General features: G+C 64.3%; 16 protein-coding genes (1 of these 16 running past the window's edge). 12 read left to right on the top strand and 4 right to left on the bottom strand.

The window, feature by feature from the left end; translation table 11 throughout:
* Nucleotides 1–1,535, top strand: partial view of a peptidoglycan DD-metalloendopeptidase family protein gene (locus AC522E_RS17425; protein ID WP_500747497.1) — the 3' portion only. It extends 496 nt beyond the left edge of the window; the window shows 1,535 of its 2,031 coding nt (coding positions 497–2,031); its start codon lies off the left edge, out of view; it ends in the stop codon at nucleotides 1,533–1,535.
* Between the two features lie 6 nt (nucleotides 1,536–1,541).
* Nucleotides 1,542–2,459, top strand: coding sequence for an AEC family transporter (locus tag AC522E_RS17430; protein WP_500747498.1), 918 nt, complete (start codon nucleotides 1,542–1,544; stop codon nucleotides 2,457–2,459).
* 92 nt (nucleotides 2,460–2,551) lie between these two features.
* On the opposite strand, the gene gluQRS is transcribed toward AC522E_RS17430, so the two are convergent.
* The 3 genes from gluQRS to AC522E_RS17445 form a co-directional block, all read right to left on the bottom strand.
* Complete coding sequence (gluQRS, locus tag AC522E_RS17435) at nucleotides 2,552–3,421, bottom strand: tRNA glutamyl-Q(34) synthetase GluQRS (RefSeq protein ID WP_500747499.1); 870 nt, start codon at nucleotides 3,419–3,421, stop codon at nucleotides 2,552–2,554.
* Nucleotides 3,422–3,493: 72 nt separating this feature from the next.
* The gene (locus tag AC522E_RS17440) at nucleotides 3,494–4,264 is read right to left on the bottom strand and encodes an HpcH/HpaI aldolase family protein (protein WP_500747500.1); all 771 of its coding nucleotides are present in this window, start codon (nucleotides 4,262–4,264) and stop codon (nucleotides 3,494–3,496) included.
* Nucleotides 4,265–4,330: 66 nt separating this feature from the next.
* The gene (locus AC522E_RS17445; RefSeq protein ID WP_500747501.1) at nucleotides 4,331–4,654 is read right to left on the bottom strand and encodes a DUF1476 domain-containing protein; all 324 of its coding nucleotides are present in this window, start codon (nucleotides 4,652–4,654) and stop codon (nucleotides 4,331–4,333) included.
* Nucleotides 4,655–4,877: 223 nt separating this feature from the next.
* Between AC522E_RS17445 and purC the strand changes: the two genes are divergently transcribed.
* The 8 genes from purC (at nucleotide 4,878) to AC522E_RS17485 (ending at nucleotide 10,911) form a co-directional block, all read left to right on the top strand.
* The gene (gene purC, locus AC522E_RS17450; RefSeq protein ID WP_500747502.1) at nucleotides 4,878–5,672 is read left to right on the top strand and encodes a phosphoribosylaminoimidazolesuccinocarboxamide synthase; all 795 of its coding nucleotides are present in this window, start codon (nucleotides 4,878–4,880) and stop codon (nucleotides 5,670–5,672) included.
* A 94-nt stretch (nucleotides 5,673–5,766) separates the two neighbouring features.
* A complete protein-coding gene (locus tag AC522E_RS17455) occupies nucleotides 5,767–6,504 on the top strand; it encodes a hypothetical protein (protein WP_500747503.1) in 738 nt (245 codons plus the stop codon).
* A 67-nt stretch (nucleotides 6,505–6,571) separates the two neighbouring features.
* Nucleotides 6,572–6,811 (top strand): phosphoribosylformylglycinamidine synthase subunit PurS, encoded by a 240-nt coding sequence (gene purS, locus AC522E_RS17460; protein WP_500747504.1) that lies wholly within the window; start codon nucleotides 6,572–6,574, stop codon nucleotides 6,809–6,811.
* A 7-nt stretch (nucleotides 6,812–6,818) separates the two neighbouring features.
* Nucleotides 6,819–7,517, top strand: a complete 699-nt coding sequence (purQ, locus tag AC522E_RS17465; RefSeq protein ID WP_500747505.1) for a phosphoribosylformylglycinamidine synthase subunit PurQ — start codon at nucleotides 6,819–6,821, stop codon at nucleotides 7,515–7,517.
* Nucleotides 7,518–7,557: 40 nt separating this feature from the next.
* A complete protein-coding gene (gene purL / locus AC522E_RS17470; RefSeq protein WP_500747506.1) occupies nucleotides 7,558–9,768 on the top strand; it encodes a phosphoribosylformylglycinamidine synthase subunit PurL in 2,211 nt (736 codons plus the stop codon).
* 13 nt (nucleotides 9,769–9,781) lie between these two features.
* Nucleotides 9,782–10,018 carry a BolA family protein gene (locus tag AC522E_RS17475; protein ID WP_500747507.1) on the top strand — a complete coding sequence of 79 codons (237 nt, stop codon included), beginning with the start codon at nucleotides 9,782–9,784 and terminating at the stop codon, nucleotides 10,016–10,018.
* A gap of 44 nt (nucleotides 10,019–10,062) precedes the next feature.
* A complete protein-coding gene (gene grxD / locus AC522E_RS17480) occupies nucleotides 10,063–10,398 on the top strand; it encodes a Grx4 family monothiol glutaredoxin (protein WP_500747508.1) in 336 nt (111 codons plus the stop codon).
* A gap of 186 nt (nucleotides 10,399–10,584) precedes the next feature.
* A complete protein-coding gene (locus tag AC522E_RS17485; protein WP_500747509.1) occupies nucleotides 10,585–10,911 on the top strand; it encodes a hypothetical protein in 327 nt (108 codons plus the stop codon).
* Here the strand turns inward: AC522E_RS17485 and tlpA are convergent.
* Nucleotides 10,896–11,564: a thiol:disulfide interchange protein TlpA gene (gene tlpA, locus AC522E_RS17490; RefSeq protein WP_500747510.1), complete on the bottom strand. Its 669-nt coding sequence runs from the start codon at nucleotides 11,562–11,564 to the stop codon at nucleotides 10,896–10,898. The genes AC522E_RS17485 and tlpA overlap by 16 nt on opposite strands.
* A gap of 206 nt (nucleotides 11,565–11,770) precedes the next feature.
* Here tlpA and lptM point away from each other — a divergent pair, with 206 nt between their 5' ends.
* Nucleotides 11,771–12,016 (top strand): LPS translocon maturation chaperone LptM, encoded by a 246-nt coding sequence (lptM, locus tag AC522E_RS17495; protein WP_500747511.1) that lies wholly within the window; start codon nucleotides 11,771–11,773, stop codon nucleotides 12,014–12,016.
* Between the two features lie 96 nt (nucleotides 12,017–12,112).
* Nucleotides 12,113–13,381, top strand: a complete 1,269-nt coding sequence (gene lysA / locus AC522E_RS17500; RefSeq protein ID WP_500747512.1) for a diaminopimelate decarboxylase — start codon at nucleotides 12,113–12,115, stop codon at nucleotides 13,379–13,381.
* Nucleotides 13,382–13,465 lie beyond the last annotated feature (84 nt).

Genomic DNA, 13,465 nt, shown 5'->3' on the forward strand with positions numbered 1-13,465 from the left:
CGATGCGGCTCTTCAACGACAACAACCAGGACAAGACCGTCGAGCCGCCGCCGGAAATCGCCGATGCGGACGTATCGGTAGTCAGGCGCGACCTTGCCGCCCTTCCCATCGAGGCGAGCGCCCCGTCCCTCTCGGACGATGATGTGCTTGCGCTTCTCGAGGAGGAGCGGCGGGTGTCGTCCGAAGTCGGCCGACGGGCCTCGTTTCCCATCCCGGCCCAGCAGATGCTGTCGCGGACGCTCCGCCAGCCAGACGTGCTCGGCGAAGCCCTTGGCTACGCACGGATCGTGGACGCTCCCTTCAGCTCCATCGAGGTGCGGGTGGTCCCCGAGAACGTGACGAGCCTGCCCAAAGTCGACCTGCGCGGAACGAGCCCTCTCGTCGAGGAGCGGGAGGTTGCCCTGAAGAAGGGTGAAACACTGGAGACGGTCCTGCGTGCCTACGGCGCCGATCCCGATCAGATCCTTCGGATTACAACCGCTCTCTCGGCCCGCATCAAGACCGCCAACCTGGCGGAGGGCCAACATCTGCGTATTCTGATCGCGCCCGGCCCGCGCCTCGGCGATCCCCGACAGATCGTCCGCGTCATCGTGCTCGGCGAACGCGGCATCGACGCGATTGCGGCCACCAACGACCGAGGCGTCTTCGTCTCGGTGACGCCCGTGAATGAGGACGCCAACGCCCAGACAGCATCCGCAGCGGACGACGAAGAGGAGGAGGACGACGGCCGTGGCGTCCGGCTCTATGACAGCCTCTACGAGACGGCCCTGAAGAATGACCTTCCGCGGAAGACCGTCGACGAACTGGTGCGAATCTTCGGCTACGATGTCGACTTCCAGCGCCGGGTCTCCCCGGGGGATACCTTCGAGGTGTTCTTCGGGACTGACGAGGACGGCGGCGCGCCGGAAGTCCTTTACGCATCCCTGTCCGTCGGCGGCGAGGCGCGGCGGGTTTATCGCTATCAGGGAGACGACGGGGTCATCGACTTCTTCGACGAGAGCGGACGCTCCTTGAAGAAGTTCCTGCTTCGCAAGCCGATCGCGGAAGGCATTCTCCGCTCCGGCTTCGGCTCTCGCTACCATCCGATCCTCGGCTATACGCGGCCGCATACGGGCATCGACTGGGCGAACCGGATCGGAACCCCCATCATCGCAGCCGGCAATGGCACGGTCATCAAGGCCGGCTGGGAATCGGGCTATGGCCGCCGGGTCGAGATCCAGCATACGAATGGCTACGTGACCACTTACAACCATATGTCCGGCTTCGGAAAAGGCGTGGCGCCCGGGGTGAAGGTGCAACAGGGACAGGTCATCGGCTATCTCGGCAGCACCGGCCTTTCCACTGGCCCCCATCTCCACTACGAAGTGCTTATCAACGGCAGTTTCGTCGATCCCCTGAAGATCCGCCTGCCCAAGAGCCGGGAACTCGAAGGGCGCACCCTTGCCGAGTTCAAGAGGCAGCGCGAGCAGGTGGACGACCTCATGTCCCACGCCAACGTCTCGGCCAGCGTTGCCCAGCGTGCCGACCTGCGCTGAGGTTTCATGCTCGAGCTCCTCGCGATCGTCCTGCCGGTCTTCGGCCTGATCGGCATCGGCTACGCCGCGCGGCGGGTGAATTTCGTGTCCGAGAGAATGGGGGAAGGTCTCTCGGAGTTCGTCTTCTCCCTCTCCCTGCCCTGCCTGATCTTCCGGACCCTGGTCCGGGCCGAGATTCCGGCGGTTCAGCCTTGGGGATACTGGATTTCGTACTTTGCCGGCGTCGCCGTGGTCTGGGCTCTGGCCATGCTGGTCGGCCGTCGCTTCTTCGCACTCAAGGGGGTCTCTGCGGTGGTTGCCGGCTTTTCGGCGGGCCAGGCGAACACCGTGTTCGTTGGGGTCCCCATGATCCTGAAGGCGTATGGCGACGCCGGTGCCGTACCGCTCTTTCTATTGATCGCCGTTCATCTTCCGGTGACCATGACGCTGGCCACCATCATGGCCGAGGGTCGCCAGGCGTCGCCCTTTGTGATTGTCCGCCGGCTTCTGACCCATCCCATCGTCGTCGGGATCCTCGCCGGCTCCGCCTGCCGGCCACTGGCGCCATATCTGCCCGGACCCTTCTGGCAGGTGGTCGAACTTCTCGGCAGCGCCGCCGTCCCCTGCGCGCTGATCTCCATGGGCATCGCCCTGCGCCGCTACGGGCTCGACATGGGATGGAAGCTTCCGACCCTGATTTCCGCCCTCAAGCTTCTGCTGCACCCTTTGATCGTGCTGCTTCTCGCGACCTACGTTTTCGAGATTCCGCCCGTTTGGGCCGGCGTGGCGGTCCTCTTCGCCTCCTGCCCATCCGGAATTAACGCCTACCTCTTCGCCGAACGCTACGGGGAAGGCGTCGCCCTGGCCTCCAGCGCCGTGACCTTGTCAACGGTACTGGCGCTCGGGTCGACCCTTCTCTGGCTTTATGTGCTGGGAGTCGGTTGAGGGTCCGGAGCTGTTTCCAACCATGGAATAAGCCCTGAGCATCGCTGGCCGCAGTGTCGACGGTGAGCCGGGTCCACCTCGCCCAAATTGCTCTAGAATCCGAGCCGCTCCCTCACCTCGGCGGCTGTGACGCCCCGCGCCCGCAACTCCGCGAGCGTCTCCGATTGCCGGCTTTTGGACAGCTTCTCGCCGGCACCGTCCCGGATGAGGTCGTGATGATGGTAGAGAGGTGTCGGCATGCCGAGAAGCCGCTGGATCAGGACGTGAAGGTCGGTCGCCGCCTCGAGGTCCTTGCCGCGCACCACATGGGAGATCCCCTGAAGCGCATCGTCGACCACCACGGACAGGTGATAGCTCGTCGGGACATCCTTGCGAACGATCACCGCATCTCCCCAGCGCCCGGGCCGTGCCTCGACCCACTCGCCGGATCCGGTCCTGTCGATGCGCCGATAGGCGAACGACCCGCCCGCGAGCGCTTCGGCCTTCGGCATGTCGATTCGCCAGGCATGGGCCTCACCGGCCTCGATCCGGCGATGGGCTTCTGCAGCATTGAGAGTCTTGCAGGTCCCCGGATAAAGGAGGGCCCCGTCGGGATCACGCCGAGGGTTCCCGGTGGCCCCCTCCTGTCTGGCAACCGCCTCGGCGATGTCCTTGCGGGAGCAGAAGCAGGGATAGAGGATGCCCTTGTCCTTCAGGTCCAGCCCGGCGGCGCGGTAAAGATCGAAATGCTCCGATTGCCGGCGGACAGGCTCCTCCCACCGCAGGCCGAGCCAAGCCAGATCGTCATAGATCCCCTGCTCGAAGACAGGACGGCAGCGGGCGAGGTCGATATCCTCGATGCGAAGCAGCAGGCGGCCCGCGAAACGCTTGGCGAAATCCGCATTCAGGAGAGCCGAACAGGCATGCCCGAGATGCAGCCGCCCGTTCGGGCTCGGCGCGAAACGAAACACGGGCGCGCTCATGGGCGGATCCCTTCCCTCCACGGCGGAGGCGCACCTCCTTGCATCGTCCGCCCAGGATTCCTCGGCGTGGTCTCAGCCGCGTGCAGCCTGCAAAGCGTTCTGGGCTCCCGCCCGCAGCAGGGCCGTGTCGCTTGCGATGGAGACGAGCTGAAAGCCTTTGCGCGCCAAGTCGAAGGCCCGCTCGCCCGAAACGGCGTAGATTCCGGCAATCTTGCCGGCGGACCTGGCCGAGGCGAGCGCATGACCCAGGGCGGCCTCGACCGCCGCGCTTGCCGGATTCAATTCCTGGCCCTTCGATAGGCCGATGGAGAGATCGGACGGGCCGATAAAGATGCCATCGATGCCGGGCACAGCCAGGATATCGTCGATGATATCGAGGGCCTCTCGGGTTTCGATCATGGCAAGCGCGACGGACAGACCGTTGCCGGTCTTGAAATACTCGCCCGGCGGCAGACCTGTAAGGCTCAACGCGCCGTGAGGACCCCAGCTTCGTTCGCCGACCGGTGGGAACTTCATCACCGCAGCAAAGCGCCGAGCGTCGGCGACGGTGTTGATCATCGGCGCGATGATGCCGGCAGCCCCTGCATCGAGCAGGCGTGAGGCCGTGGCAAACTCCCCGACGGGAATCCGGACCATGGCCGGCTTGCCGGCGGCGGCGATCAGCGGGATCGCCCTCACCGTGGCCGCGAAATCGATCGCCCCGTGCTGCATGTCGATGACGACCGTATCGAAGGCTTCTCGTGCCAGAACGCCCGAAACGGTCGGATCGGGCAATCCGCACCAGGCGGCCAGGGCCGGAGTTGCGGCCTTGAGCCGGTCGGGCAGCGACGGTGGGATCGGCATGGGAATTTCTTTTCGGATAAGGAGAGATGGGAAGCCCCGGGCCCCTTCCGGACCCGAGGTTCAAGTTTAAAGGCCGGCTTGGATTTCGTCGACGGCGCGCGCCATCTGCGACTGCAGGACGCCGTTGAGCTCGCTTTCCTGGACCAGCTTGCCCGCCGCCTCGAGATCGGCGCGGACCTTTCGGATCACATCCGCGTCTCCCGCCTCCTGAAAATCGGCCAGGATGACACTCTTGGCATATTCCTCCGCCTCCGCCCCGGCCTTCCCGAGCTGGGCCGCGGCCCAGAGGCCAAACAGCTTGTTGCGGCGAGCGGTCGCCTTGAATCGAAGCTCCTCGTCGTGTGCAAACTTCTTCTCGAATGCGTTCTTGCGCTCGTCGAAAGCGGTCATAAGGCTCTTCTCCCGGTTTTTGCTTCCTGCGATATAAAGGCGCACAGTCGCCGCCGCCAGGGGTAATCCCATCCGAAAAGCATCATCGGAGGCGGCTCATATCAGCCGAACTCCTTCCGTTGTGCTTGGCAGATGGATCGGATAGGTTGCGCCCAAGCCGGGGACGGTCCCGATCGGACCCGCGCCAGCCGCGGATCTACATACTATATAAGGAGCCACGGCCTTGGATTTCCTCAAACCACGGTACACGCCTATGAATCGCCGCCGTCGCATCTATGAGGGCAAGGCGAAGGTCCTGTATGAAGGACCGGAGCCCGGAACGCTCATCCAGCACTTCAAGGATGATGCCACCGCCTTCAATGCCAAGAAGCATGAAGTCATCGACGGCAAGGGCGTCCTCAACAACCGGATCTCGGAATACATCTTCCAGAATCTGAACGATATCGGGGTGCCGACCCATTTCATCCGCCGCCTGAACATGCGCGAGCAGCTGATTCGCGAAGTGGAGATCATCCCGCTCGAGGTGGTGGTCCGAAACGTCGCCGCCGGTTCCCTTGCCCAGCGCCTGGGCTTGGAAGAGGGCACTCAGCTGCCTCGCTCGATCATCGAATTCTATTACAAGAACGACAAGCTCAACGACCCGATGGTGTCGGAGGAGCACATCACGGCCTTCGGCTGGGCGACGCCCCAGGAGATCGACGACATCATGGCGCTCGCCATTCGGGTCAATGATTTCCTCTCCGGGCTCTTCCTGGGAGTCGGCATTCGTCTGGTGGACTTCAAGATGGAAACCGGCCGCCTTTGGGAAGGCGAGATGATGCGCATCGTCGTCGCGGACGAGATTTCCCCGGATTCGTGCCGTCTCTGGGACATCAAGTCCAAGGACAAGCTGGACAAGGATCGGTTCCGCCGTGACATGGGCGGCCTCGTCGAGGCCTATTCGGAGGTCGCTCGCCGTCTCGGCATCATGTCCGAGAACGAAAACCCGACCATGAGCGGCCCGCGCCTCGTACAGTGAAGTCAGGCTATCTCGGCACCAAACCCGGCCCAGCGCCGGGTTTTTCTTTGTTCTCTGTCACCCCTGGGCGAGCGAAAGCGAGAGCCTGGAACACATGATCACGACGCGGCAGGATCAAAATCGACTGCGGCCGCCGCGCTTCCTCGTGAAGACCACCGTTTATGGGTTCCGACCCCGCGCCGAAGGCGCATCCCGGGATGACAACATTGGAGGCGCGACGCTCTTCCCGGCCCTTGTGGGAGGAAGCCGCGCCTGTCTCGACCGCCTCGCCGTTTCGTGCATAGAACAGGCCATGCGGCTCCGCTTCATCCTTCCACTCGTTCTTGGTCTCTGCCTTGGCTCCTGCGGGTATATCCCCCGTCCCGTCGAGGGCGTGCCACCCGGCGCGCCCTGGGAGGCTCTGCCCTTGCGGAAATGGCTTGCCGAGGATCGCGCCGAGCCTGTAGCCCTGTCCTTCTGTGCGCCACCCGAATGTGCCCCCGGCCTCGTTGTCGGTGTCGTCAGACTGACCGGCAAGGATGCCGCGGAGGCCGAGGCGGTCCTGAACGACCCTTCCGCTCTGGAACGCGCCCTGCGGATGCCTCGAAAGGCGGCTCCCGGCAGGACCAAGCCGGCCGGCGCCGTCGTGGCGGCCCGGCCGCTCCGGGAGGGCCCCCTGCGTGGATTCGCAATCAGCATTGCCCCGGCGGACGGCGGGAAGCACCCGGCTTACGGGGCCGCGCTTGGCCGAAGGTCGGAGGGGATTCTCCAGGCCGTGCTTGTGATCGGCGAGGACGAAGCGTCGGTTCTCGGCACGGTGCTGAATGTCGCGAGGCGTGAATTGCGGCAGTGAAGCCGTTGTTTCTTGGTCCCGTTCGCTTTATGGCGTTGGCTATCTTCATGAAACAGCCGAGGATTCCATGAAAGCCCGCGTCACCGTGACCCTCAAGAACGGCGTTCTCGATCCTCAAGGCAAGGCCATCGAAGGCGCCCTGAAGTCCCTCGGGGTCGACGGCATCGCCAGCGTGCGCCAGGGCAAGGTGTTCGAGATCGAGCTCGACACGGCGGACAAGGGGAAGGCCGAGGCTTCCCTCAAGGCCGCCTGCGAGAAGCTTCTGGCGAACACCGTGATCGAAAACTACCGCGTCGAGATCGCGTGAGGCTGCCATGAAATCCGCTGTTCTCGTCTTTCCCGGATCCAATCGCGAAGGCGACGTGATGCGGGCGCTCAAATCCGCCGGCTCCCAGGTGGTTAAGGTCTGGCACGCCGAAACGGAGCTGCCCGCCGGCACGGACCTCGTCGTCCTGCCGGGCGGCTTTTCTTATGGCGATTATCTCCGCTGCGGTGCCATCGCAGGCCGCGCGGCCATCATGGACGCAGTCCAGGCCCATGCGGCGCGGGGAGGCCTTGTGCTGGGTATCTGCAACGGCTTCCAGATCCTGTGCGAGTCAGGGCTCCTGCCGGGCATCCTGATGCGCAATGCCAACCTGAAATTCATCTGCCACCGCCAATTCCTGCGGGTGGAGCGCAACGACACCGCCTTCACACGGGCCTACGCCAAGGGCCAGGCGATCGATGTCTGCGTCGCCCATGGTGAGGGCAATTACACCGCCGATGGCGAGACCCTGAAGCGCCTCGAAGGCGAGGGCCTCGTCGCCTTCCGCTATTGCGATGCGAACGGGCACGTCACACCGGACGCCAACCGCAATGGCTCCATGAACTCCATCGCGGGCATCTATTCCGACAAGCTCAACGTGCTCGGCATGATGCCCCATCCGGAAAACCTGATCGAAGATCTGGTCGGCGGGACGGATGGGCGCGGTCTCTTCGAGAGTCTCGTGTCGTCCTTCGCCAAAGCTGCATAACTCCTTTCCCTGCCGGGACCGGTCAAGAAGCGAGACCCCGATGATCCGCAACGACGTCGCCATCACTCCGGAGCTGGTCAAGGAGCACGGGCTCAAGCCCGACGAATACGAGCGCTTCGTGAAGCTCATCGGCCGGACGCCGACGATTACGGAGCTCGGCATCGTCTCGGCCATGTGGAACGAGCACTGCTCCTACAAGTCCTCCCGCCTCCATCTGCGCGGCCTCCCCACGAAGGAGCCCTGGGTGATCCAGGGACCGGGCGAGAATGCCGGCGTGATCGATATCGGCGACGGGCTCGCGTGCATCTTCAAGATGGAAAGCCACAATCACCCGTCCTTCATAGAGCCCTATCAGGGCGCGGCGACCGGCGTGGGCGGAATCCTGCGCGATGTCTTCACCATGGGTGCGCGGCCCATCGCAGCCTTGAACTTCCTTCGCTTCGGCGAGCCGGACCATCCCAAGACACCCCATCTCGTCTCGGGTGTGGTGGCCGGTATCGGCGGCTACGGCAACTCCTTCGGCGTGCCGACGGTCGGCGGCAGCGTCGGCTTCGACCGGCGCTACAACGGCAACATTCTCGTAAACGCCATGGCGGTGGGCCTCGCCCGGACGGACGAGATCTTCTATGCGAAGGCGACCGGTGTCGGAAACCCGATCGTCTATCTCGGTTCGAAGACCGGACGCGACGGAATCCACGGCGCGACCATGGCTTCCGCCGAGTTCGACGATGCCTCGGAAGAGAAGCGCCCGACGGTCCAGGTCGGCGATCCCTTCTCGGAAAAACTGCTGCTGGAGGCCTGCCTCGAACTCATGAAGTCGGGAGCGGTCATCGCGATCCAGGACATGGGTGCGGCGGGGCTCACCAGTTCCGCGGTGGAGATGGGCGCGAAGGGCAATCTCGGCGTCGAGCTCGATCTCGACAAGGTCCCCTGCCGCGAAGAGGGCATGACGGCCTATGAGATGATGCTCTCCGAGAGCCAGGAGCGCATGCTCATGGTCCTCAAGCCCGGAATGGAGAAGCAGGCCGAGGCGATATTCCACAAATGGGGACTGGACTTCGCCATCATCGGCAAGACCACCGATACCCTGCGCTTCGTGATCAAGCACCAGGGCGAGGTGAAGGCCGATCTTCCGATCAAGGAGCTCGGCGATGAGGCCCCGGTTTATGATCGTCCCTACGTGGAGAGCCCCCGCCAGCCGGTGATTGCACCGGACAGCGTGAAGGCGCCGATGACGACGACGGAGGCTCTCCTGAAGCTCGTCGGCTCGCCCGACCAATGCTCGAAGCGCTGGGTCTGGGAGCAGTACGACCACCTGATCCTGGGCAACACGGTGCAGACGCCAGGTGGCGACGCCGCCATCGTGCGCATCGAGGACGGGCCGAAGGGCCTTGCACTCACCACCGATGTGACGCCGCGCTATTGCGAGGCCGATCCCTTCGAGGGCGGCAAGCAGGCGGTGGCGGAAGCCTGGCGCAACATTACCGCCGTCGGGGGCCTGCCCCTGGCGATCACCGACAACCTCAACTTCGCCAGCCCCGAGCGGCCGGATGCCATGGGCCAGTTCGTCGGCTGCCTGAAGGGCATTGCCGACGCCTGCCGGACGCTCGAATTTCCCGTCGTGTCCGGCAACGTCTCCCTCTACAACGAGACGAACGGCGAGGGTATCCTGCCGACCCCGGCGATCGGCGGTGTCGGGCTGCTCGACGACGTGACGGTGAATGCCTCTATCGCCATCAAGCGCGAGGAGGACGCTCTCATCCTGATCGGGCACACCGCGGGCTGGCTTGGTCAATCGATCTACCTGCGCGATGTCTGCGGCCGGGAGGAAGGTGCGCCGCCACCGGTCGACCTCGAGGTGGAAAAGCGCAATGGCGACTTCGTACGCCAGCTCATCCGCTCGGGTCAGGTCGACACGGTCCATGATCTCTCCGATGGCGGGCTCGCCCTCGCCTTGGCGGAAATGGTCATGGCCGGCAGGATCGGAGCCATGGTTGCCAGTGCGCCGGAAGACCTGCCGCTCCAGGCCTTCCTCTTCGGCGAAGATCAGGGCCGCTATGTGCTCGCGGTCAGCCCCGACGAGGCGGCCGATATTCTCTACGAAGCGTCCGAGCTCGGCATTCCGGCCATGGTGCTGGGCGTCACCGGCGGCGATTCGTTGATTCTCCCCGGCGGGGAGGCCATATCGGTGGACGAATTGAGGACCGCGCACGAATCCTGGCTGCCCAGCTACATGGCCGGCAAGGCCTGAGGAGCATGACACAATGGCGATGAATGCCCATGAGATTGAGACCATGATCAAGGCAGCGCTCCCTGACGCTCAGGTGGAGATCAGGGACCTTGCCGGCGATGGCGATCACTATGCCGCCACGGTCACGTCCCAGGCCTTCAAGGGCAAAACCCGGGTCCAGCAGCACCAGATGGTCTATGCAGCGCTGCAAGGCCGCATGGGCGGCGCGTTGCATGCTCTTGCGCTCACAACCCAGGCGCCCGACAATTGAAACGAATCCCGGCGCCTTGACCGCCGTGGAACAAGGAGACCTCCATGACTGACGCCCGCCAGGTGATCGACACCGAAGTGAAGTCCAACGACGTCGTGCTCTTCATGAAAGGCACGCCCCAATTTCCCATGTGCGGGTTCTCCGGCCAGGTGGTCCAGATCCTGAACTATCTCGGCGTCCCCTATAAGGGCGTCAACGTCCTCGAGGACGAGACCATCCGCCAGGGCATCAAGGATTATTCCAACTGGCCGACCATTCCGCAGCTCTACGTGAAGGGTGAGTTCGTCGGCGGCTGCGACATCACCCGGGAGATGTTCCAGGCCGGAGAGCTTCAGCAACTCTTCGCCGACAAGGGCATCGCGCTCCAGCAGAGCGCCTGAGGGCTTTCTTCCGATCGAAGCAGAAGCGGGGTGCATGGCTGCATCCCGCTTTTTGCTGCCTGTCAGCGACAATCTGCACCTTTGTCGCATATCGCATCCACCCCCATTTTCGGCACAGTAAGTATGCTCCTCACGGGAGCAGCAGCCGCCAGAACAAAACCAAGCGGCACCGCAATGGGGGTTTCCATGATCGATACAGCGACAAACGTGGTCGCGTTCAAGCCACGCACCTCACCCGTCCAGGCCCATCCCAGAAGCTTGCTCGAGCGGATCTACACGGCAGGGTCTCTCGCGCTCCCTGCAGACGACATCGCAACCAAGACCGCGGCCGTGATGCTTCAGGCCCTCGGCTTCGTCGTGATCGAAGAGGTCCTGGCGGACGGGACTTTGCGCCGGCTCGTCCGTGGACAGGCCCGAAAAGCGATGGATCGTCCATGGCGGCTATCGAAACCCGCCTATTCGGGCGAGATCGGCCTCCCGGATGGACAGGGCAGTTTTCAGCGGAAGGTCTGAGGCTCCGACGCCGCCTTCACGAAGGCCAGCGCCTGAGGGGAAGCCCACTCGGCAGGGCCCTTAAGGAGGGCGACCTCGCAACCGGATCCGTCGACGATCAGGGTCGTCGGCAACCCGACGACATGGCCGGATTTCTGAAGGACCTGCAGGACCTTGCCGGCCGGATCGGCATAGTAGGCAAGGTTGTGGATGCCATTCTCCTGGAGCCAGGCCTTGGGCTTTTCGGCGTTGCGCGTATCCACATTGACGGCCACGACCTCGAAGTCCCTGCCTCCGCGCTCGGCCTGGAGCTTGTCGAGCGCTGGCATCTCCTCGCGACACGGCACGCACCAGGTCGCCCAGAGATTGACCAGGATCGTCTTGCCCTGGAAATCCTTCAGGGTCTTCGTTTGACCGTCGGGGCCATTGAAGACGATCTCCGGCGGCGGCTTCGGTGCGTTGCTCACGCCAACCGCCGCCAGTTCGCCCTTCGCCAGGGGCCTCAGGCGCTCGGCGACGCTGCGGGACGCCTGGCACTCGGCGGTCGCTCCGCCGCCGCCGGAATCGCCGGCAGAGCGATACCAGACAGTCCCCGCCCCGATGAGTGCGAGCAGGGCCAAGCCGGCGAGCCAGGGCGGGAAACGGATGGAGCGGGTATCGGGCAACTTCGTCATACCGCCCGATGTGGCGCTTTTTTCATGCGCGCTCAAGCCCTTGATGATCGAGGGCGTGCCGACCTCCCATCACGATCCTGTGGCGTTCCGGGACTTCCCTGTGAACGGGAAACCTCTCCCGGCATTTCATGGGCGTCGGGATTCCAACTCCCTCTCGCATCCGGTCATGGTTCCCGTTATGGTGCGGCCACGTTTCGGAGCATCTGATGTCGTCTAGCCTTACCTTGTCCCGGATTGCGTTGATCGCCGGCCTTCTGGCCCTCGGCCTCTCGGCCTGTGGCCGTCGTGGCGCGCTGGAGCCGCCGCCGGACCCATCCGCGCCCCAGCAGCAGACTACGAGCCAGGCGGCCCCGGGTGGCGTCCTGCCTTCTCCGGTCGGCACGCAGTCCAAGAACACCAATCGCGGATTCACGATCCCGAAGGATCGCTTCATCCTCGATCCGATCCTCTGAGACGGGCAGCGATTCCACCGTCCCTCGACGATCCGGGTTTCCGCTCGATGGCGGGCCGGGTCGAGTCATGTTCCTTGAAACCATCTGGGCCGCCTCATGCATCATTTCAGCTACCGCCAGGGGAGCCTCCACGCTGAGGACATCGACCTGCGCCAACTGGCGGACGAGGTCGGGACCCCGTTCTATTGTTATTCATCGGCAACGCTGGAGCGGCACTACCATGTATTGGCCGAGGCGTTCGCCGATACGGATGCCCTCGTCTGCTATGCGATGAAGGCGAATTCCAACCAGGCGGTGCTGCGGACGTTGGGCCGCCTCGGCGCCGGAATGGACATCGTCTCGGAGGGCGAGCTACGCCGCGCCCTTGCCGCCGGCGTGCCGGGCCACCGCATCGTTTTTTCCGGCGTCGGCAAGACCCGCCAGGAAATGGCGTTCGCGCTCGATAGCGACATCCTGTGCTTCAACGTCGAATCGGAGCCGGAGCTCGAGGCCTTGTCCGAGGTCGCGGTCTCGAAGGGGATGCGCGCCCCCATCTCCATTCGCGTCAATCCGGACGTCGATGCGAGGACGCACAAGAAGATCTCGACCGGCAAATCCGAGAACAAGTTCGGCATCCCCATCGCCAGGGCCCGGGAGGTCTATGCCCGCGCGGCACAGTTGAAAGGCATCGACGTCAGGGGCGTCGACATGCACATCGGCAGCCAGATCACGGATCTGGAACCGTTCGACAATGCCAGCACGCTCCTCGCGGAACTCGCGCGCGATCTGATGGCCGACGGCCACAAGCTGCATCACATCGATCTCGGCGGCGGTCTCGGCGTTCCCTATCGCAGCGACAATGAGCCGCCGCCCGATCCGCGGGCCTATGCGCAGGTCATCAAGCGCCACACGAAGGATCTCGGTCTGAAGCTCGTCTTCGAGATGGGGCGCCTGATCGCCGGCAACGCGGGCGTCCTGGTGACGCGGGTGATCTATGTGAAGGAAGGCGCCGGCAAGACCTTCGTAATCGTCGATGCGGCCATGAACGACCTGATTCGCCCGACGCTCTACGATGCGCATCATGAGATCAGGCCCGTGGCCGAGCCGGGCCCGGACGCCGACCACGTCGTCGTCGATGTGGTCGGCCCGGTCTGTGAGACGGGTGATTATCTTGCCCTCTCCCGGGATATGCCGGCCGTGAAGGCGGGAGACCTGCTGGCCCTGATGACCGCGGGCGCCTACGGCGCAGTCACATCGAACACCTACAACACGCGCCTGCTCGTTCCCGAGGTGCTCGTACGTGGCGCGGATCACGCGGTGGTGCGGCCCCGGCCGAGCTACGAAGAGCTGATCGGGATGGATCGCGTGCCGGGCTGGCTGGAATAGGAGCCCTTCCGTCGCCCCGCAACGCTGTCATTCCGGGACATCGCGGAGCCCCGGGCCCGGCCTTGCAGGCCGTCCCGGAATGAC

Source organism: Microvirga sp. BF8 (assembly GCF_059888585.1).